Origin of the sequence: Microbacterium sp. SORGH_AS_0428 (assembly GCF_031453615.1) — a bacterium.
GTDB lineage: Bacteria > Actinomycetota > Actinomycetes > Actinomycetales > Microbacteriaceae > Microbacterium.
The window spans coordinates 1,336,936-1,356,141 of record NZ_JAVIZT010000001.1 but is presented as its reverse complement, the minus strand read 5'-3'; the positions used below and the strand labels follow the sequence as shown (position 1 = coordinate 1,356,141).

Here is a 19,206-nt window from a genome sequence, read left to right as displayed (position 1 = left end):
GGTCATGACGCCAAGGTCTCCTCCGCCCCGATGCTGGTCGGGACCGGCGGCCCGGGATCCGACGTTGGATCCGTATTGACGAGCCGACCGCGAGCGGGAGTACTCCCCTTGCTTGAATGACAGAATACGGCATCCCGGGCACGTCGGATGCACGCCACCGGTAGCGTCGGATCTGTGACGCATCCCTACGACGAACGCGGCCGCGAGATGCTCGATCGCCCGGAGAGTCGGAAGTGGAGCCTGCATCCGGGCAAGATCGGCGCGTGGGTGGCTGAGATGGACTTCGGCACGGCGCCGGTGGTGAGCGCTGCGCTGCACCGGGCGGTCGAGGAGGAGACACTCGGGTATCTGTCGCCGGCGCTCGCCGAGCGGATGGCGCTCGCCACGGCGAGTTGGATGCGGCGCGCTTACGGGTGGCGCATCGCGTCCGAGCGCGTGCACCCCGTCGCCGACGTGATGGCGGCGCTGGGCGTCGCGGTCCGCACGTTCGCGCCGGCCGGTTCACCCGTGATCGTGCCCACGCCCGCCTATATGCCGTTCCTCACGTATCTGCCTGCGATCGGGCACCCGGTGATCCCGGTGCCGGGCCGCGTGGTGTCCGGGCGTTGGGAGCACGACATCGACGGCATCGACGCCGCGTTTCTCCGCCGGCGCGCGCACGCTCGTGCTGTGCAACCCGCATAATCCGACCGGCTCCGTCCTGACCCGGGATGAGCTCGGCTGGATCGCCGATGTGGTCGAACGTCACGGCGGCCGGGTCTTCGCCGATGAGATCCACGCGCCGCTGCGGTACGGCGGTGCCACGCACGTGCCGTACGCCTCGCTCTCCGAGGCCACCGCCGCGCACACCGTCACCGGCACGAGTGCGTCGAAGGCGTGGAACATCCCGGGCGTGAAGGCGGCACAGCTCATCACCTCGAACCAGAACGACGACGACATCTACCGGCGCGTGGGTTTCGCCCACGTGCACGGCGCCTCGACCCTCGGCGTGGTCGCATCCATCGCCGCATACGAGGAGGGGGAGTCCTGGCTCGCAGAGACGATCGAGTACCTCGACGGCAACCGGATGCTGCTGGGTGAGCTGCTCGCCCAGCACCTGCCCGAGGTGCGCTACACGCCACCTGAAGGCACCTACCTCGCCTGGCTGGACGCGCGCGAGCTCGCGCTGCCGGACGCGCCCGCCGACTTCTTCCGCGAGCGCGCGGGGGTCGTGCTGACCGACGGTGCGCTGTGCGCGGCCCCCGGTTTCCTCCGGCTCGTGCTCGCGATGCCCCGGCCGCTGCTCGCGGACGCGGTCGCCGCAATGGGCGCGAGCGCGCGTGAGTAGACGGGTCGTCGCGGATCCGCAACCCCCGTGGCATGCCCCCTCCGTCGACCTACCGTGATCGCAGCAGGAGGCGGTCATGAGTATCAAGGAGCACGACGATCTCCGCGACGACGCGGACTATTTCGAGGATGACGTGCGGCGGGAGTTCGAGGAGCGCTTCGGCGCTTCGGCGCCCGAGCCGGCGAGCCCGATCAGCAAGCCGATCCCCATCCCCAGTTTCCGGCCGCTGCGCCGGCGGTGAGACAACGGGGTTCTCCGTCTTCGGCTGACGCCCGAGCCGCCCCCGCGTAGCATGGCGTTCTCATCCTGCGGCGGAAGGGACGGCCATGAACGCGATGACCGGCCTGCCCCTGGTGGGTGTCAGCATCGTGGCGACGTTCGTCGTCCTCGCGGCCTTCCTCTGGGTGAGGGGCCCCTCCTATCGTTCGGGATCCTTTCTCGGGATCGCCACCGCCTCCGCGGTGTTCGCCGTCTTCTCGAGCCTGCTGTACGTCATCTACTTCTCCTTCGAGCACGCGGTATGGACCCTCGCCGCCGGCGACGCCGCGATGGTGCTGGCGCCGGCCCTGCTGTGGGTGGCGGTCGGAGCGCTCAACGAGAGGCGGCAGTGGCGCCTGTGGGCCGTGATCGCGGGCGGCGTCGGGATGTTCGTGTGCAGCATCCTGCTGTCGGAGACGGTCTCGTCGGGGATCAAGATCCTGCTGCTGATCGTGGGCTGCGCGCTGACGGCGATCGAGGCGCGGGTCGGCCGCGCACGGGCCACGAGCGGCACGTTGGCGATCGCGGCGACGATGATCGGCTACGCGCTCTACTCCGTCGGCCGCGTGGTCTTCCTGGCGATCGACGGTCTGTACGACGGGGTCTATGCGCAGTACTTCGCCACCGGCCCCACCACGATCGCGGGGGTGCTCGCGGTGATCCTCCTGGCCTTCGGGGTGCTCGCCGCCGCCCGCGACGAGCGAGCCAGCCGCCGGGTGCAGCAGGTGGGCACGCGAGACCGTCTGGCCGCCCGCGCCAGGGCGATCCTCGCCGAGCACGGCGCCGTCTCCTGGCGGGTGGCGACCGTGGACGAGCTGGAGCTGATCCGCGAATCGTTCGGTCAGGAGTACATCGACGAGGTCAACACGGCGCTGGTCGACGCCTGCACGCGCATGCTCGCGGACGAGGCCGAGGTGGGACTCATCGGGCCCGGTCGAGTGGCCATGGTCTGCGCTGTCGCGACGCCGGAGGTTGCGGCTGACGAACTCCGACAGCGGTTCGCGCAGAGTTCGGATCGGCTCCGCGAGACCTACGTCCCCGACCTCGAGGTCGCCGCCACGACGGTCGAGTCCGACGTCGTGCTGGCCGTCGTCATCGCGCAGGCGTGAATCCGCCGGCAGAGCGCGAAGAGGGGCGCCGCCTGATCGGCGACGCCCCTCTTCGCTGACGTCAGGAGTCCGCGCGCGCTCCCGCTCGTCTGCGGGCGATCACCAGAGCGGCCCCGAACAGCAGCAGTCCGCCGCCGGCCAGGAGCGCCCAGCTCGCGATCTCCCCACCGGTGAGGGCGAGGTCACCGCGGTCCGCGGGAGCCGCGCCCGGTGCTCCCGCGATGGGCTGCTCGCCGCCGGTGCCGGGCGTGGACGGCTCGCCGCCGGTGCCGGGCGTCGGGGTCTCGCCGCCGGTGCCGGGCTCCTCGGTCACGGGCGCCGCGGCGATCGTGAACGTGAGCGCCTCGGAACGGGACTCCGCGGCGGTCGCGGTGCGGCCGAACACGGCGACGACCGCGTGCGAGCCTGCCGACAGGCCGTCCGGCAGCGTCAGCCGCGCGACGCCGTCCACCACGTCGACGCTGCCCAGCAGGGCACCCGCGGCAGCGGTCGGAGCGGTGGATCCCGCGCCCCCGCTCGCCGCGCCACCGTCGGTGAAGGTCACGGTCCCGCTGGTCTCGACACCCTCGATCTTCGCGAGGAAGGTCAGCTCCGCGCCCTCGACGAGCGAGGCTCCCTCGGCGAGCGAGAGTGACGTCGTCGTGGGAGCGAGGACGTCGACCGTCGCCTCCTGCAGGCGCGCCGAGCCCGCACCGAGCGCGCTCGCCGTCTGGGAGCCCAGGGCCTGGTCCTCCGCGATCGTGAACGTCGCCGACGCGGTTCCGTCGGCGGCGGCCGTCGCCGTGGCCGCGTCCTCGCCGGCGAACGTGAAGCGCACCGATTCGCCGGCGCGGTAGCCGGCCGCGGTGAGCGTCAGCTCCGCGCCCGGGGCCAGCTCGGTCCCCGACGTGGTGAGCGAGCCCGCGGTGCGGGACGCCTCGAACTCGGCGCACGCGTCGCCCTGCACGCCCGCCTCCGGCAGGGCCGGCAGGGAACCGGTCACGCCGTCGTCCTCGCGGACGATGAGCGTGTTGAACGCGCTCGCGCCCATGACCGCGCCCGTCGTGTTCGTCGCGCTGACCGTGATCGCGGTCGACGGGGTCGTCGAAGGCTGCACGTTGCCGGCAATCGGCACCTCGACGACCGTGCACGTCTCGCCCGGAGCGAAGCGCACGCCCTGGACGGCCGCGGAGACGGGGCCGGAGGTGGGCACGAAGCTCACCCACGCGGTGACCGGCGACGACTCGGGACGGTTCAGGTAGACGGCGATCTCCCTCGTGTCGGCGGCCGTGCCCTCCTCCACGACCGTGCCGGCCACGTTGACCGTGGTGCGGGTCGCGACCTTCGCGGGGGCGGATGTGGGCGTGTCGAAGGCGAGGTCGGAGAGGTAGAGGCCTCCGGCGCCCGTGGCGTCGGCGCCCACGCCGGCGCCGATGCGCACCTCGCGCACGTCGGTCAGATCGATGTCGGTCATCTCCGCCGTCGGGATCGTCAGCTGCTGCAGCACGATCTTGTTCAACGAGGTGTGCGTGCCGCCGGGCAGGCGGTTCACGGCGAACGGGTTGATCTCCGACGCGGTGCGGGTGAAGGTGTGACCCGATCCGTCGGCGACCGTGATCGTGAAGTCGGTGCCGCTGGTGACCGACAGATCCGGTGCCGCCTTGAGCGTGAGCTGCGTCCGCGAGGACACGTTGCGCGATCCCTCGGGCACCGTGATCAGCAGCTGCCCGTTGCTGACCGCTGCCGGGTTCGTGGTCGAACCGGTCCACGTCACGCGGGTGACGGGGTAGGCGGGCACGTTGAGTCCGAAGCGCACCGGGGTCCAGTGGGGCACGCGGGCGGTGCCGACCGTGCGCGGGGTGCAGTACGGCACGGACGGAGCGATCGAGGATGCCGTCTCCGCGTTCGCGCAGACCTGCGCCGAGGCATTGCCCGCCGTACGCACCAGGGTGCTGCTGCGTGTGAAGTCGGTCAGCATCGTCGTCGCCGAGCTCGGCTGCGACGCCATGATGCGCACGTCGGCGTAGGAGGTGGCGGTCGTCGACGGAGTCGCGGAGCCGTCGAACAGCGACTGGAACTGGGTCTCGCCGCCCATCGTCAGACGGAAGAACCCGGTCATGTACGAGACGCCGACCTGGTACTGCTGTGCGGAGGTGAGACGTGACGGATCCGCCGTGCGGCAGGAGGAGGTGCGGTCGCTCGTGCTCCAGTCGTCGCCTGTCGCGTAGGGGTACATGCCCGGCGTCCACACGGTGTTGAAGAAGTTGTGGTTCGCGCCCATGACCCACACGGCGGAGCGCAACACGTCGTCGCCGAAGGCGCCGCGCGAGTCGTCGATCATGTGCTGGCCCTGCTGGTTGCTGACGTCACCGTCGCAGTAGGGGAGGAAGACGGCCATGGGCACGTCAGGGACCGTCATGCGGCCGAAGTCGACGGGTGCCAGTGGCAGGACCGAGACGATGCCGTACGGATCGGCGAGACCCTGGTTGAGGGTGACCGCAGAGGTCGCACCCTCGCCACCGCGGGAGTGGCCCATGATCCCGACCGTGTCGAGGTCGAAGCGGCCCACGAGCGATGCGGCGTTCACGCCGCCCGGCGCAGCAGGAGCGTCGCGACGGGTGGTCGCGTAGACGAGCGCCTCGTCGAGCGTGCGCGAGGTGCGGGTCACGGTCGCGTCGTCCGCGGGCCACGAGACGTCCTCGAAGGAGACGGCGGCTCCGGAGTTCGCCTTCTCGAGCATGCCGAGAGTGTCGAGGATGAGCTGGCCGCGCGCCTGGGCGCCGTAGTCCAGCGCCAGCTGGTTGTCGTTGGAGTTCACGGCGTTCGCGGCGATGGAGAGCACGTTGTAGCCGTGGGATGCGAGCGCGCGTCCCGTGCCCTCATAGCCCTGGTAGCTGCGCACGTTGACCTGGTTGGGGCCGCAGGGCCACCGCAGCGGATTCGCGGTACCTGTCGAGCAGGAGGTGTGGCGGCCGTGCAGCAGGATGACCGTCGGGCGCTCGCCGGGTGCGTCGGTGAGATACATCTTCCCGGTCATCTCGCCGCGGATGCCGGAGATCCCTGCAAGGGGGACGGCGCGGTCTCCGAAGTCGTACTCGGCCTCGGTGACGGCGTATGCACCGGCATCGGCGGGGTCGGCGGTCGCGGCGAGCGGCGCCATCCGGCTCATCTGCTCGACGAGCTCGTCGTTCGTCGGCTCGTCGACGCGTTCGGGGGCGGGTTGTTCGGCCGCCTTGTCGGTGTCGGCGGATGCCCAGCCCTTGTCGATGTCGGCGGCGCGGGTCACGCTCGCATCCGTCGTGAACAGGCTGAGTGAGAGCCCGTCGGCGGATTCGGTGGCGAATCCGAGTGTCTCCCCGTCGGCGACGAGGGTCGGCGCATCGCTGACGATGGGCAGCGGCTCGTCGAGATCGACCGTGACGAGGTATCCGCCCGGCGCCCGGGTGATCGCCCAGTCCTCGCCAGAGGCGAGGGGGGCGTCGGACGGGGAGGCGAGCGCAGCGGATGGCGCGCAGGTGAGGGCGATGACGGGCGTGACGATGGTCGCGGTGAGGGCGAGCCATCGAGCGCGCGAGGACAGACGTGTTCTCACGGTTCTTCGATGCGAGGAAGGGTGTCGGGTCGAACCGCTATCCGGGCGGTCCGCGTCCGAGGCTAGGGATCGCATCCGCGCGATGCGGGCGGGGAAACCGGATGGAAACAAAACTTAACCGTTACATGCAGTTATGTATCACTGTTGTAGAGAACTCAGTCGTCGATCACGACGCGACGGACCCCTCGTCTTCCTACCGTCACCGCCATGACCCCGCGCTCGGTCCGATGCTGCCCGCCGGACAGCAGGATCTCCACGCAGAGGGTGGCTGCGGCGATGCCGTGCGCGTGTGTGACGGTGCCGACGTGCAGCCGGGCGTCGGCGGGCGAGGCCGCATCCATGAGCCAGCGGATGACGGGAGCGCTGCCGCGTACGCGCCGACCGTCCGGGCCGATCAGTTCCGCCTCCGGAGCGAGCAGCGTCGACAGCGTCGTGATGTCGCCTGCGGACAGGGCGGCGAACCAGCCCGCAGCCGCGGGGCTCATCGGCCGCCGCCGAGTGGTGTCACCTGGGCGGCAGAGACAACCGCGCCAGCCACAGCTCGAGCAGCGCGCGCTCGGCGGGCTCCAGCACCTGCGCGCCGGTGCCCGCCAGGGCCGCCTGCAGCGCGCCGGCGTGCGCGCCGATCGCTGCGGGCGGGGACGACCGGTCTGCGGAGCGCGTCATGGCCGAGACCAGCGCGTCGCGCGCCGCACCCGCGTAATGCGCGCAGGAGGCAGGGTCCGCGATGGCGGCGAGGGCGGCTCCCGTCGCCGCTGTCCTGAGCCGCCACGCGGCCTCGTCCGCCGAGACGGCGAGCCCGCCCGCTGCAGCGTCCTCGCGCAGGAGGCGCAGGACGGCCGCGCTCGCGATGTCGTCTCCGCCGCGCGGTGAGCCGGGACGGACGTGTCCGGTCATCAAGGCGAAGAGTGCCGGATGCTCGACGGCGAAGGCGAGATGGGCATCCCAGATCGCGGCCGGCGACCCTGTCGCCGACGGGGAGGGGATCTCGTCGAGCAGACGCGCGAAGCGCTCGAAACCGCGCTCGACGAGCGCGTCGATCAGCCCCTGCTTGCTCTCGAAGAAGTGGTACAACGTGGGCAGTTGCACGCCGGCGCGGGAACACACCGCGCGCACCGACAGCGACCGGTCGGGGTCTTCCCGGAGCAGCGCCTCGGCGGCATCGAGAAGCCTGCCGCGCGATCCGTCGGTCGGGTTCGGCACGGCCCCACCCTAGTGCGTACCTCGGTCGGTGCGAGGGTGCAAGCAGGCGCCAAGACATCGTCGTGCTCCGGGGGACGGAGTGAACCGGGCGATTCACTCCGCTCACGCTAGGGGAACGAGCCGCCTCAGGGGTGCGGTCTGTGTTTCGATTATGTGAAACGTATGAATTGCGGACGCATCCGCCGTCGCCCTGGCAGAGGAACGGCCCCTCGCCGGCGGTGGCGAGGGGCCGTTACGGAGTGCGAGCGCTCGGGCCTTCGCGGGGAGCGGGCGCTCGGAAGGAGTAAACCACGCAGGGTCGTCGGGGCGGAAGAGCAGGGCCGTGAGAATGCCCTCACCGATGGTCGACGGGCAGGGAGAGCGTGACGACCGCCCCCGATCCCGGCTCGCTGACGATGTCGATGGCGCCGCCGTGAGCGTGCGCGATCGCGCGTGAGACGGCGAGACCGAGACCGAGGCCGGGCACCGCGTTGGCCCGCGCGTCGCGACCGCGGTGGAAGGGTTCGAAGACCCTGGCGAGTTCGGACGGCCGGAAGCCGGGTCCCTCGTCGATGACCGTGATGTCGATCCGTCCCGCGGAGGGGTCAGAGCTCAGCGCCACCGTGACCGTGGAGCCGCGCGGGCCGAACCGGACGGCGTTGCCGATGAGCGCCTCGATGGCCATCTGCAGGCGCCCCGCATCCGCGCTGACCTGAGCCGGGGTGACGTCGACGAGGATGTGGATGCCGTATTCGGACGCATCCGAGGCGCGTGCGGCGACCGCCTCCTCGACGATGCGAGCGGCATCGCACTCGGCGAGGACGAGCCGCGGAGTGAGGTGCTCGAGCAGCAGGAGCTCGTCGAGGCGGTGGACGATCCGGTCGACGTTGCGACGCAGGATCTCGAGCCGCAGTGCTGCGCTGGGGACGCCACGCTCGATGTCGTCGGTGAGCAGTTCCAGGTGTCCCACGATCGGGGTCAGCGGGTTTCGCAGTTCGTGGGAGGTCGAGGCCAGGAAGTCGTACGGGAGCCGGTCGTGGTGAGCGCGTCGTGACACATCCCGTGTGATGAGCGCCGTTCCCTCGAGCCCCGTCGAAGCCGACATGATCCGATGGGACGACTTGCGCAGCGCTCGCCGGCGGTCGACGGGGCCGGCCCACACGGTGCGCTGCGCCTCGCGGCCTTCGGTCGCGGCGAGGATGACGGATTGGTCCACTCGCAAGGGGGCGTCGTCGATGTCGAATCCGGGCGGGCTCTCGCGCAGGGAGCGCGCCAGGTCGAGATCGTCCAGGTCCACCCCCTGCAGCCGCGCGTATCGGTACGCGGGGGCGTTGGCGGCGCGCAGACGACCCTCGGGGTCGAAGATCGCGATCCCGGTGTCGAGGTGGTCGAGCAGTCCGTCGTCGACGGAGAAGCCCCCACCTGCCGATGCGCCCATCGCGGCCTCTCTCCTTTGTCGCATTCTGCCCGCCGCCGGGAGAGTGCCGTGATCGAGCGACGGAAAAGTACTCAGCCGCAACCTGCGGGAAAACATGCGTGGGTATCTTCGGGAAAGGCCGGCGGATGAGGGGGCTCCCGACTCTGATGCTCCGGCATCTCGACGGTCGTCCAGCTCCATCCGTTCAGTCCTTGGGAGGACGCATGCAGGCACCGTACTCGCGCTCAGAATATCGCTCGAGCGCCGGACCCCGTGAGACGGCCGTGCGCGACCGCGAGGCGAAGGCACGCGCCCGCCGCCGTCGCCGCTTGCACCGCAAGCTCTCGCAGCGTCCGCATTGGTCGCTCTACATCGGTGTCGCCCTGCTCGCCGGCGGCGTCATCGCCCTCGTCGCGGCCGCGATGCTCACGCGTTGATCGCCAGACGCAGAACCCCCTCCTCGGCGGTGCCGGGGAGGGGGTATGAGCATCTGGCCATGGCCCCAGCTCGGGTGCGAGTGGCCGGGCCTTCGCGGGGAGCGACCACTCAGGTGAATTCAATCACATGGAACACAGGCGATTCATCGATATGAGCATTTCCGCTCAACCGTGTTGGCCGTCATCCTCCTGAGAGTCGTCACCGCGTCCCTCTTCGGGGGTCGACCCGCCTGCGCCGGCCGTCGCACCGAGCACCCCCTCAGGGCGGATGAGCTCCCGAACCTCCGACATGAAGCTCGTGAGCTGTTGCTGCTGCCAGCGCAGCGCGCGGGTCCGGTCCTCGGCATCGCGCAGGACGGCGGTCGAGTGATCGATGACGGTGGACACGATCTTGTGCGCCTTGGTGCGCGCGCGGTCGAGGTTCTCCTGCGCCCGCACGTGCGCGTCCGCTTCGATCTGCGCGGCCTGAGCCCGCATGAGCTTCTCGTAGTCGTCCGCCTTCGCCGAGATGCGCTGCGCGTGCTCGAGGGATGCGGCGACCTGGTCGTTCGCGTCAGAGGTGATGCGCTCGGCGTGCGCGACGGCCTGGTTGTGCAGCACCAGGAACTCCTGTTGCGCGTCGTCCTGACGACGCGTCAGAGTCTCCTCGAACTCCAGCAGTCGTGCGTTCATCTCGCGGACGTCGCGCTCGGTGTCGCTGCGCAACTGCGCGGTCTCGCGCGTCACCATGGCCCGCAGCGCGGCGGCACCCTTCTCCGCCTCCGAGCGGATGGTCTCGGCCTCTCGCTCGGCCTGTGCGAGCTTCTCGGCGGCATGCGCCGCTTCGCGCTGGACGGTCGCCTCGTGCGCGGTGTACTCGGTGTCGATCCGCAGGCGCACCTGGTCGGCATCGTGCTGCGCCTGCGCCTGGATGCGGGAGATGTCCGCCTGCGCCTGGGCGCGTTGGGTCGCGACTTCCTCCCGCGCGGCCTCGAGCAGTCGCTCCGCCTGTGCGGCGGCGTTCTGCACGATGAGGCCGGCCTGCTCCTCGGCGACGCGCAGAACGGCCTCGAACTGGTCGCGCGTCGACGGGTCGGTGGAATCCGACACCGAGCTCTCCGGCCCTTCTTCGCCCTCGGGTCGTTCGACGAGCTGTGCGGTCAGGGCGGCGATGCGCGCTTCGGCCTCGGATATCTGCGCCGTCGCCGTCTGCAGATCGGCCTCCAGACGTGCCGTCTGCTCGCGCTGCTCTTCGCGCGCCCGGCTCACCGACTCCTCGGTCTCGGCGACCAGTCGCTCGATCTCCGTCTGCTGCTCCTCGCGCAGCCGGTCGAGGGTCTCTCGCTGGCGGGCCTCGGCCGTGCCGAGCTCCGCCGTGGTGCGCTGCAGGCGATTCGTCAGCTCGGAGATGGCCGCATCGACCTCGTGGCGGTCGTAGCCCCGGAATCCGACCGAGAACGTACTGCCTTCGTCACCCGAGGATGGGCGCATCAGCTCGTCGAACGGGCTGGAGCCCGCCTGCGAGTCGTCGGGGGAGTCTGGGCGCGCGTCGCTCATGCCGTGCCTTCCGGAGGGTTCGGGTGTGTTCTTCTACTCTGCCCGTTCTCGTCTATCGATGGGCGATGTGATTCTCCGTTGTGAGTGCCGACGCCGCTCTCAGAGGGTGGTGGCGAGTTCCTTGATCCACTGAGCCAGCTCGGGACCGAGGTCGTCCCGATCGAGGGCGAGCTGCACATTGGACTTGATGTAGTCGAGGCGGTCGCCCGTGTCATAGCGGCGACCGCGGAAGACGACGCCCAGAACCGGTCCGCCGATGCTCTCGTCCTCGGCCAGCGCCTCGAGCGCATCGGTGAGCTGGATCTCGCCGCCCTTGCCCGGTGCGGTCTCCTCGAGCACGTCGAAGATCTCGGGCTTGAGCACGTAGCGTCCGATGACGGCGAGGTTGCTCGGCGCATCGGCGGCCGACGGCTTCTCGACGAGGCCCGTGATGGTCACGACGTCGTCCTCCGCCGTGGGGGCGACAGCCGCGCAGCCGTAGAGGTGGATCTGAGACGGATCGACCTCCATGAGCGCGACGACGGTCGCCGAGCGTGCCTGGGAAACCTCGATCATGCGCGCGAGCAGCACGTCGCGGGCATCGATGAGGTCGTCGCCGAGCAGAACGGCGAAGGTCTCGTGTCCGACGTGCTTGCGGGCGCGCAGCACGGCGTGACCGAGTCCGAGCGGGTCGCCCTGACGCACGAAGTGCACATCGGCGAGACGGCTGGCCTGCATGACCTTCTCGAGTTTGGCGGCGTCGCCCTTCCGCTCCAGCGTGTGCTCGAGCTCCGCGACGCGGTCGAAGTGGTTGGCGAGTGCATTCTTGTTGCGTCCGACGATGACCAGCACATCGTCGCTGCCCGCGGCGACCGCCTCCTCGACGACGTACTGGATCGCGGGCTTGTCGACGACAGGCAGCATCTCCTTCGGCATCGCCTTCGTCGCGGGAAGGAAGCGGGTACCGAGTCCCGCTGCGGGGATGACGGCCTTGATCGGTGCGTGTGCCATGCGCCGAACACTAGGGATCCTTCGTGAACGCGGTGTTTCCGGTTGAGCAGTTCTTCGCGTCCGCGAAGGGGTGAATCGTCGGGCGAAATCACACGATCCGCAGAGCATGCGCCCCACTCCCACCGCCATGATGGCGCTGCAAGGTCCCCGCGAAGGCTCTTGCGCGGTGGGTCCCGGTCCCGAACATCCGGGGCCCACCGCTCATCTCGGTTCGACATCGATCGCATCAGATCCGTGCCCGGACCGGGCGGGGGAGTAGTCTTCCCCTGTACACCTCATGTGTCACGTCTGATGGGCCACCCCGACCCCCTCTGAACGCGGCACGACCCGGCCTGTCATGCTCGGGTGCCGCAGCGGAAGAGGAAGCGTCATGGACCTGATCGTCTGGGCACGCGACAACCCCGTCCTCGTCGTCGCTGCCGTCGCGATCGCTGCCCTCGTCGTGGTGGCGATGCGGATGGCGCGCGTGCCCGACAGTGCGGAGGAACCGCATCCGGCGATCGCGGAGCGTCCCGCGCTCGAGCGGGCGGCGCCCCCGCGCGCGCCCTTCACGAGACCGGTACCCGCCGCTGCGCCCGCTCCGTCGACCTTCACCGCTCCGCCCGCTCCGCAGCTCTCTCCCGCGGGCTACGTGCCGCTCGAGGTCCCCGAACTCTGGGAGCCGCCGGTCGGGTACCTCGGCGTCGCGGGCCCCCCGTCGTCCGGGCCCGTGCGCGCCGCCGCCCCCGGACCCTCTGTTCAGCCGAGCTACCCGGCGAGATACCCTCTTCGCGCTGCGCCGTTCGTGCAGCCTGCTCCACGCGCACAGACGCCCGCTTCCGCGCCCCCCGCGGCGTCCGCGCCGAGTCGGACGCCGCGGTCCTTCGACGACCTCCGCCGCGGCGTGCTCGCGGGGCGCTCGTTCGAGTCGCTGCAGCAATTCGCCGTCGCCGCGGTGGTCGAGGCGGGGCATCCGGTCGTACTCGTCGCACGGATCTTCCGTGTGCCCACCTGGAAGCTCGAGAGCTGGGTCGAGGCGGCGTTCCAGGCCGCCCCTGCTCCGACCCGACGCCCATGGCGGGGCACGATGCCGCGGGCGGTGTGAGCGGCATCGGGTGAATAGTCCTCGGGGAGGATGTGAAACATCCTCCCGGCGGATGTGAGGCGTGCAGTGAGTCGCCAGGCTTGAGCCATGACCACCGAGAACCTCCGCACGCTGTCCCTCCACCCGCCGCTGCGCCGGAGCGGTGGCGGGTCCGCAGTGGCGCTCGTCGTGCTCGGTTGGATCGGCGTGATCGGCCTGGTGGCGGTCGCCGCGGCGGCTCCTTTCGTCTTGGCCGGTGGGTGGGTGCTCGCACAGGTCATGGGTCGCTGACGGGTCCCGCTGTCGTTCACGTCAGTCCGAGCCGCCGGACGGCGGCCTCCGCTTCCTTGCGGGAGGCGACGCCGAGCTTGCGGTAGGCGCTGCTCAGCTGCGTTTTGACGGTGTTGGGGCTGACGAACAGTCGTTCCGCGATCTGGGCGGTGGTGGCGCCGGTGGCGAGCTCCCGCAGCACCGCGCGCTCCCGAGCGGTCAGCTGCGGTGCCGACGTCGCGTCGGGGAATCGGGCGCTCCGCTGGACGAGGAGGACGAGATCGTCGCCGCCCACTGCCGCCGCCTCGGTCAACCGGATGAAGTCGCGGCGCCCGACCGTCGACAGGCTGCCGGCGAGATCGTACTCGCGGGCGAGGCGCAGGGCGTGACGCACCGCCCCGGCGGCGTTCTCGGGCTCTTCGAGATGCAGGCAGGCCGTGGCAGCCGTCATCAGGGTCTCGATGAGGAGCCGAGGGCTGGCTCCTGCGTGCTCCACGAGCGGGGTGAGCGTGGCGAGAGCGCGACGATGCTGACCGGATGCGGACTCCACGCGCGCCCGCGCGAGCGTGAGGTGGCCCGGCTCCGCGGGCCACAGGTCGAATCCGTCGACGCGCGACCCACGGGCGAGCGCGTCCTCAGCGCGCTCGAGCACGGCTGTCGCGCGCAGGACGTCGCCCCGCCGCAGCAACAGGTCGATCCGTGCGCACGCCAGCAGCTCTCCGGCCAAGCCGGCCTCGCTCAGCGGACCCGGGTGCGCGGCGGCGGCGACATCGATCTCGGTGAGCAGGGCGGACGCATCCTCCGCGGACGTGATCCGCGCCTTCGCGTGCAGCACGTGGGTCCAATACTCCCCGAACGTCGCGGGATCGATCGCGGCGAGCGTGCGCTGCGCCGCATCGAGGTGCAGTCGGTCGTGCTCGCGCAGCGCCTGGGCGATGCGTGCCGGCACCCCGTACTTCGCCGCGGCCGTTCCCAGGGTGGCGGGCGCGGCGATGCGCGACCAGTAGGCGGCCGCGGAGCTGTGTCCCGCGAGCGCGTGGATGCCGGCGAGTGAGGCTGATGCCGATGCGCGGATGAGGTCGTCCTCCAGCAGCACGGCGAGATCGTACGCATCCTGGTACTCGGTGACGGCCTGCTCGATCTGCCCGGCGAACTCGCGGACCCGCGCCCACTGGGCGTGCAGGTGGGGAAGAGCGGACTGGGCGGTCTCCGACGCCTCTGTCGAGGCGTTGCGGAGCGCGTCGCGCGCCCGTTCGACGTGCGCGACGGCCGCAGCGACGTGCCCGGCGCTGCGCTCAGCGGCCGCCCGGCTCGTGTGCTCGACGAGCACGTCGAGCAGCGCGGTCGGCCGTTCGAAGGTGGAGTGCCGGTAGCGGTGCACCCTGTCTGCGCCATCGGTGAGGTGACGCAGGTAGGTGCGCGCGGCGAGGTAGCGGGGCTGCGCCGCGAGCGTGGCTGCCGGGAGCCGTTCCAGCGCGCGCAGGAGCGCGGGGGCGTCGTCGAGGATGAGGGCCGACCAGTGCTCGGCGATCAGCGCGGTCACGCGATCCCAATCCTCGTCCTCGACGGCGCTGTTCAGGGCGCGCTGCGGTTCACGGGTGACGTCGCTCACGATCTGCGTGGCCTCTCGGGTCTGCGGTGACGCGGGGATCGCGTTTCCTGCCAGGAGAGATGCGTCTCACGTGGTTTCGTGACGCGATTTCCGAGATTGTTCGATCAGAACGGGAAGCAGAACCAGCCCCAGGGCCACGGGCATCCCGGTTCCGTCGGTTCCGTGGGCCCGGTCGGCGACGGCGACGGCGAGGGCGAGGGCGAGGGCGACACGGTCGGCGTCGGTGACGCGGTCGGTGATGGTGATGGTGATGCGCTCGGCGTCGGCGTCGGTGTCGGTGAGGGCGACGCGGTGGGGCTCGGCGAAGGCGAGGGTGATTGAGAGGGGGAAGGCGAAGGCGAAGGCGAAGCCGCGGTCGTCGGGCTCGGTGCGGGGGTGGTCGAAGGTGAGGGGCGGGTGGGGGCGACCGAAGGAACCGGTGCGGGCGCCTCGGGTGCGTGAGGAGGCGTCGCGCGGGGGGTGCGGGTGGTCTGCGGCGTCGGCTCCGGGGTCGGCGCGCTCGTCGGGATGGCGGAGGCATCCGGGGTGACGTCGATCTCAGGGATCGAGGCCTCCGGTGCCTCCTGTGTCGTCGTCGACTCGGCGGCGGTGTCTGCCGGCGCGATCGCAGCGGGGGCGGGCGGTGAGAGCAAGCCGCCGAGACCGCCGGTCGCGGCCCACGCCACGCCACCGGCCACGACGGCGACCGCGGAGACGGCGACGACGGCGGTGACCTGCCAGGAGCTGCGTCCGGCTCCGCGTGGACGCAGGAACCCGAGCAGTCCGCCGCTCGCGTTCGATGCGGCCTGTCCGCCGCCCGCCGCCATAGCGACGGCGGCAGCCTGTGCGCCGCCGGACTGCGCCCACGCGGCGTAGCTGGCCGTCGCCGAGACACCCACGACGAGCGGGATGAGCACGAGGGCGAGTCGTGACGCGACGTCGCGGGCCTCGCTCCATGCGAGCGCGCATCCGGTGCAGGTGGCGAGGTGGGCGTCGACGCGTCGGGCGTCGCGTCGCGAGAGTGCGCCTCGGGTGTGTGTGCCCAGCAGGGGGAGCGTCTCGTGGCAGTCCGGACCGCTCGGATTGCGCAGCTGCGCCGTGACCCACGCGTCTCGGAACCCGCGGCGGGCGCGGATCACGAGTGCGGAGGCGGCATTGGGGGCCAGCCCCATCAGCGGCGCGAACTGCCGCGGCTTGAGTCCGTCGACCTCGCTGTACCAGAGCGCTTCCTGCCATCTCGTGGGCAGGCTGCGGAACACATTGGCGGTCGTCCCGCGCTCGAGGGCGGACAGCGCGGAGTGCTCCGCATCCACCGATGCGGCACCGGCCGCATCCTCCAGATCCATCGTGTCCGCCTTGACCTGGCGGGAGCCCCACTCCGCGGCGACGTTGCGCACGGCGGTCAGCAGATACGGGCGGAAGCCCATGACGGGGCCTTGGCCGCGTCCGATCGCGGCGAGGATCCGGGTGAAGGCCTCGGCGACGACGTCGTCGGGGTCGAGGGAGGTGAACGCGCGCGCGACGGCGTGGGCGGCGGCGGAATGGCGCAGCCACAACTCGCCGTAGGCGCGGGAGTCGTTCGCGCGGACGCGCTCGACGAGATCGTCGTCAGACAGCTCGGGCATGGGTCTTCGGGTCTTCGGGCTTTGTGAGAAAGCTCTCATCTTCGGGTCTTCTCAGACTAGGGCCTCGCCGAGCGATGGGTGGAGGTCCCACGCATTCTGTGCAGAATCGCCGATGGACTCGAAGTTGCGCAGATGACGCACGAGATCGGCGAACGCGTCATCGGTGAACGCCCGGCCGTCCAGGATGCAGGGGCCGGCCCCCAGGACCGTCACCAGGATGCAGCGCCGAAGGCGTCGGCCCATCCTGGCATCGCCCGCCCGCGGGACGCAGAAGCCCACGAGTCCCCGCCGCCAGATCGCCGTGTCCTGCCCGTGGTAGATGTGCACGAGCGGCCCGCGGATCACGATCCGATCGGGCACGATCCTCGCCGTGGAGCCTGTCGTTCGCCGCGGCAACCAACGCCGCCATGCGCGACGGGGCGGAACGGTGAACTCGGTGTGCGCGGGGTGCATGTCTGAGAGATGCGGGATCGGCCCGATCGTGACGCGGTTACACGGAATTGCTCAACCGACACGAGCAGCGCCGGATCCGGGCGGCCATGCCCGGTGCCGCGGCGTTCGTCAAGGGCCCCACGTGAGCACGAGCCGCAACGCACACTGAAGACATGGTCGGAATCGCTGTTCTCTTGGTCATCGTCGGAATCGTTCTGCTGCTGCTCGGCGTGTTCGTGGAAGCGGTGAAGTTCCTGCTCTGGATCGGGCTGGTCATCCTCATCATCGGGATCATCGCCGCGCTCATGCGTTTCATCCGACGACAGGCATAGCCAAACCGGCTCGCGCGTTCGTCCGGTCGTTGAGCGAACGCAGTGAGACGAAACGCCGACGCCGCGGCCGCGCGTGTCACACCGCGGGGCAGAGTGTGATGCCGTCGGTGCGGTCGCCCTCGTGCGGCGCGCCGTTCAACGCCGCGACGACGCGCAGCGCGCGATCCCAGAACCGCGCGTAATGCAGCGGGTCGGCGTTGACCTGCGTCTCGTGCGCGACCTGCGTGGGATCGAGCGACGCCCGATCCGGCACCCGCTCGGCCATCGCGCGGAAGAAGATCGTCGCGGCGGTGTACGGATCGAGCCGCTCCTCGCGGGTGCCCCACGAATCCTGCTGCTGGAACAGTCCGATCGAGGTCGTCGGCGATCCGTCCGGATTGGTGACGCCGCTCGTCTCCCAGTCGCCGTAGTCGAGATTGCGCAGTGAGGACTCGCCCATCGCCGTCATGATCGCGATGGTCTGATCGCGCTCGTCGAAGCCGAGATCGCGTCCCGCCGCGAGGATCGTGCACGCGTTGGCGAGCTGGCTCGAACCGTAGCCGGCGATGCCCGGCTCGGCGATGCCGGGCGGCCGCGGCGCGTGGTCGCTGCCGATGTCGATCCGGTCGTCGGCGTCGAACGCGCTGATCGCTGCGCTGCCCGCGGCGATCAGGCCCACCACCAGCACGAGCGGGGCCGCGACGAGGAGGACGACGGCGGCGATGAGCCCGCCGCGCACGCCCCGCCGCCGCGAGGAACGGGCGCGCCGATGACGCGGGGGTCGCCGGGCGGGCGGGCGGCGCCTGGGGGCCGAGGGGCGTCGTGACATCGCGGTCAGAGTAGAGGGCGCGCCTGGAGTTTTGCCCGGGCTCAGCCGAGGGCCGCCGCCACGTCGTCCCACCACTGCGACGCCCGCGAGCGGTGCGCGTCGAACCGCTCGGCCGCCGCGCCGCGCAGGGACGCGGCGCGAGAGATCAGGGAGGGCAGCAGGGCGGATGCGGCGGCGGCGTCGTCGATGTCGATCACGCCGTCCTGGGCCCAGGGCTCGAGCGCGCCGGTGAGCTTGATGCGCGTGTACTCGTCTGCCGCGAGGGCCAGCACCGGCACCCCGGACGGCGCGGCGAAGACCACGGGGTGATAGCGCGAGCTGATGAGCAGGCGTGCGGAGCGCGCGAGTGCCACCGCGTGCGCCGTGTCCGCCGTGGTCTCCAGCCTGCTGGGGCTGTGCAGCCGGGCGCGGACGCGTTCGTGCACCACGACGTCTCCGCGCACGTCGCCGTCGGCGAGGGGGCCGAAGTGCGCGTGGAAGACGACGGGTGCGCCGGTGGCCTCGGCGGCCGTGTCGATCATGCGGGCCAGGGCCGCGTCGACCGCATCCGACGGGCGGTGCGCGTACCAGCCCGACAGGCTCACGAGCAGCGGACCGGATGCCGGGACGACGGCGGGCGCGTCGAGGAACGAGGCGTCGTCGACCTGCCGTCGAGGCTCCAGCTCCCAGGAGCGCACGAGCGTGTCGGTGGCGCCCTCGCGAACGCCGATGAGAGCGGAGGCAGCGAGCGCCGCACGCAGCCGGATCTCGTCATCGGCGATCAGGTCGGGTCCGAAGGTCTGGCCGCTGAAGGCGACCGGCAGCCCGCGGGCGGCCGCGATCTGCGTGAGCGTCGTGCGCTCATAGATGTGCACCGGCCACCGGGAGGCGAGATTGCCGCCGCCGGTGTGCAGCACGCCGGTGACCGTACCGAGCGCGTCGAGGACGCCCTGGGCCGCGTCGTCGGCGGTGAGCTCGGTGCCCCCGGTCGCCGCGGCCACCAACTGCTCGGCCCGGCGGGCCGCGGCGTCGCGATCGAGCCCCGCGAAACCCAGCCGGTCGACGGCGTCGATCCCGTACCGCTCGCTGGTCTCGCCGGGGCTCGATGAGATGCCGATCGTGTCGATGCCGCGACGGCGCAGCTCGACCACGGCGGCGTCGAACATCGCCTCGTCGCCGACATGGAACAGATCGTCGACGACGCCGACATCGCCGATGGCAAGAACGCTCACGCGGGCTCCGGGATCGTAGCGGGGGAAGGGGTGCGACTCAACGCTAG

The 19,206-nt window shown here is 71.0% G+C and carries 19 protein-coding genes; 8 read left to right on the top strand and 11 right to left on the bottom strand.

All coding sequences use genetic code 11. From position 1 onward, the window contains the following. Positions 1-174 precede the first annotated feature (174 nt). From QE374_RS06435 to QE374_RS06420, 4 genes are all read left to right on the top strand, one after another. Positions 175-684 (top strand): aminotransferase class I/II-fold pyridoxal phosphate-dependent enzyme, encoded by a 510-nt coding sequence (locus QE374_RS06435; RefSeq protein WP_309733194.1) that lies wholly within the window; start codon positions 175-177, stop codon positions 682-684. Then, a complete protein-coding gene (locus QE374_RS06430) occupies positions 665-1,327 on the top strand; it encodes an aminotransferase class I/II-fold pyridoxal phosphate-dependent enzyme (RefSeq protein WP_309733193.1) in 663 nt (220 codons plus the stop codon). Before QE374_RS06435 ends, QE374_RS06430 begins: the two co-directional genes overlap by 20 nt. Before the next feature lie 76 nt (positions 1,328-1,403). After that, positions 1,404-1,568 (top strand): hypothetical protein, encoded by a 165-nt coding sequence (locus QE374_RS06425; protein WP_309733191.1) that lies wholly within the window; start codon positions 1,404-1,406, stop codon positions 1,566-1,568. Positions 1,569-1,653: 85 nt separating this feature from the next. Beyond that, positions 1,654-2,694, top strand: a complete 1,041-nt coding sequence (locus tag QE374_RS06420) for a hypothetical protein (RefSeq protein WP_309733189.1) — start codon at positions 1,654-1,656, stop codon at positions 2,692-2,694. Positions 2,695-2,755: 61 nt separating this feature from the next. Here the strand turns inward: QE374_RS06420 and QE374_RS06415 are convergent, their stop codons facing one another. The 4 genes from QE374_RS06415 to QE374_RS06400 form a co-directional block, all read right to left on the bottom strand. Then, positions 2,756-6,265 (bottom strand): Ig-like domain repeat protein, encoded by a 3,510-nt coding sequence (locus QE374_RS06415; RefSeq protein WP_309733188.1) that lies wholly within the window; start codon positions 6,263-6,265, stop codon positions 2,756-2,758. Between the two features lie 155 nt (positions 6,266-6,420). Then, the gene (locus QE374_RS06410; protein WP_309733186.1) at positions 6,421-6,750 is read right to left on the bottom strand and encodes a nuclear transport factor 2 family protein; all 330 of its coding nucleotides are present in this window, start codon (positions 6,748-6,750) and stop codon (positions 6,421-6,423) included. Positions 6,751-6,769: 19 nt separating this feature from the next. After that, entirely contained in the window at positions 6,770-7,468 is a 699-nt protein-coding gene (locus QE374_RS06405; RefSeq protein ID WP_309733184.1) for a TetR/AcrR family transcriptional regulator, read from the bottom strand. Between the two features lie 334 nt (positions 7,469-7,802). After that, positions 7,803-8,885, bottom strand: coding sequence for an ATP-binding protein (locus QE374_RS06400; RefSeq protein WP_309733183.1), 1,083 nt, complete (start codon positions 8,883-8,885; stop codon positions 7,803-7,805). Positions 8,886-9,088: 203 nt separating this feature from the next. Here QE374_RS06400 and QE374_RS06395 point away from each other — a divergent pair, with 203 nt between their 5' ends. Beyond that, on the top strand, positions 9,089-9,301 hold the full coding sequence (locus QE374_RS06395; protein ID WP_309733181.1) for a hypothetical protein: 213 nt from the start codon (positions 9,089-9,091) through the stop codon (positions 9,299-9,301). Between the two features lie 165 nt (positions 9,302-9,466). Here the strand turns inward: QE374_RS06395 and QE374_RS06390 are convergent, their stop codons facing one another. Then, positions 9,467-10,837 (bottom strand): cell division initiation protein, encoded by a 1,371-nt coding sequence (locus QE374_RS06390; protein ID WP_309733179.1) that lies wholly within the window; start codon positions 10,835-10,837, stop codon positions 9,467-9,469. Positions 10,838-10,936: 99 nt separating this feature from the next. Then, the gene (gene galU / locus QE374_RS06385) at positions 10,937-11,827 is read right to left on the bottom strand and encodes a UTP--glucose-1-phosphate uridylyltransferase GalU (protein ID WP_309733177.1); all 891 of its coding nucleotides are present in this window, start codon (positions 11,825-11,827) and stop codon (positions 10,937-10,939) included. 370 nt (positions 11,828-12,197) lie between these two features. Here galU and QE374_RS06380 point away from each other — a divergent pair, with 370 nt between their 5' ends. Further along, the gene (locus QE374_RS06380) at positions 12,198-12,911 is read left to right on the top strand and encodes a hypothetical protein (protein ID WP_309733176.1); all 714 of its coding nucleotides are present in this window, start codon (positions 12,198-12,200) and stop codon (positions 12,909-12,911) included. 87 nt (positions 12,912-12,998) lie between these two features. Then, positions 12,999-13,181, top strand: a complete 183-nt coding sequence (locus QE374_RS06375) for a hypothetical protein (RefSeq protein WP_309733174.1) — start codon at positions 12,999-13,001, stop codon at positions 13,179-13,181. Positions 13,182-13,197: 16 nt separating this feature from the next. Here QE374_RS06375 and QE374_RS06370 read toward each other — a convergent pair whose 3' ends face one another. The 3 genes from QE374_RS06370 to QE374_RS06360 all read right to left on the bottom strand — a co-directional run bounded on the left by QE374_RS06370 (position 13,198) and on the right by QE374_RS06360 (position 16,736). Beyond that, positions 13,198-14,772, bottom strand: a complete 1,575-nt coding sequence (locus tag QE374_RS06370; RefSeq protein ID WP_309733172.1) for a LuxR C-terminal-related transcriptional regulator — start codon at positions 14,770-14,772, stop codon at positions 13,198-13,200. A gap of 104 nt (positions 14,773-14,876) precedes the next feature. Then, complete coding sequence (locus QE374_RS06365; RefSeq protein ID WP_309733170.1) at positions 14,877-16,376, bottom strand: sigma-70 family RNA polymerase sigma factor; 1,500 nt, start codon at positions 16,374-16,376, stop codon at positions 14,877-14,879. Between the two features lie 51 nt (positions 16,377-16,427). Beyond that, positions 16,428-16,736: a hypothetical protein gene (locus QE374_RS06360; protein WP_309733168.1), complete on the bottom strand. Its 309-nt coding sequence runs from the start codon at positions 16,734-16,736 to the stop codon at positions 16,428-16,430. A gap of 245 nt (positions 16,737-16,981) precedes the next feature. Here QE374_RS06360 and QE374_RS06355 point away from each other — a divergent pair, with 245 nt between their 5' ends. Further along, a complete protein-coding gene (locus QE374_RS06355) occupies positions 16,982-17,140 on the top strand; it encodes a hypothetical protein (protein ID WP_309733166.1) in 159 nt (52 codons plus the stop codon). A gap of 76 nt (positions 17,141-17,216) precedes the next feature. Here QE374_RS06355 and QE374_RS06350 read toward each other — a convergent pair whose 3' ends face one another. Further along, positions 17,217-17,948, bottom strand: coding sequence for a peptidase M23 (locus tag QE374_RS06350; RefSeq protein ID WP_309733164.1), 732 nt, complete (start codon positions 17,946-17,948; stop codon positions 17,217-17,219). Positions 17,949-17,989: 41 nt separating this feature from the next. Next, positions 17,990-19,159, bottom strand: coding sequence for a polysaccharide pyruvyl transferase family protein (locus QE374_RS06345; RefSeq protein ID WP_309733161.1), 1,170 nt, complete (start codon positions 19,157-19,159; stop codon positions 17,990-17,992). Between the last annotated feature and the right edge of the window lie 47 nt (positions 19,160-19,206).

Coding starts and splice junctions, on each gene's coding strand:
- QE374_RS06395 (WP_309733181.1), top strand. CDS start 9,089: ATGCAGGCACCGTACTCGCGCTCAGAATATCGCTCGAGCGCCGGACCC.
- QE374_RS06425 (WP_309733191.1), top strand. CDS start 1,404: ATGAGTATCAAGGAGCACGACGATCTCCGCGACGACGCGGACTATTTC.
- QE374_RS06420 (WP_309733189.1), top strand. CDS start 1,654: ATGAACGCGATGACCGGCCTGCCCCTGGTGGGTGTCAGCATCGTGGCG.
- QE374_RS06365 (WP_309733170.1), bottom strand. CDS start 16,376: ATGCCCGAGCTGTCTGACGACGATCTCGTCGAGCGCGTCCGCGCGAAC.
- QE374_RS06380 (WP_309733176.1), top strand. CDS start 12,198: ATGGACCTGATCGTCTGGGCACGCGACAACCCCGTCCTCGTCGTCGCT.
- galU (WP_309733177.1), bottom strand. CDS start 11,827: ATGGCACACGCACCGATCAAGGCCGTCATCCCCGCAGCGGGACTCGGT.
- QE374_RS06375 (WP_309733174.1), top strand. CDS start 12,999: ATGACCACCGAGAACCTCCGCACGCTGTCCCTCCACCCGCCGCTGCGC.
- QE374_RS06410 (WP_309733186.1), bottom strand. CDS start 6,750: ATGAGCCCCGCGGCTGCGGGCTGGTTCGCCGCCCTGTCCGCAGGCGAC.
- QE374_RS06355 (WP_309733166.1), top strand. CDS start 16,982: ATGGTCGGAATCGCTGTTCTCTTGGTCATCGTCGGAATCGTTCTGCTG.
- QE374_RS06350 (WP_309733164.1), bottom strand. CDS start 17,948: ATGTCACGACGCCCCTCGGCCCCCAGGCGCCGCCCGCCCGCCCGGCGA.
- QE374_RS06390 (WP_309733179.1), bottom strand. CDS start 10,837: ATGAGCGACGCGCGCCCAGACTCCCCCGACGACTCGCAGGCGGGCTCC.
- QE374_RS06400 (WP_309733183.1), bottom strand. CDS start 8,885: ATGGGCGCATCGGCAGGTGGGGGCTTCTCCGTCGACGACGGACTGCTC.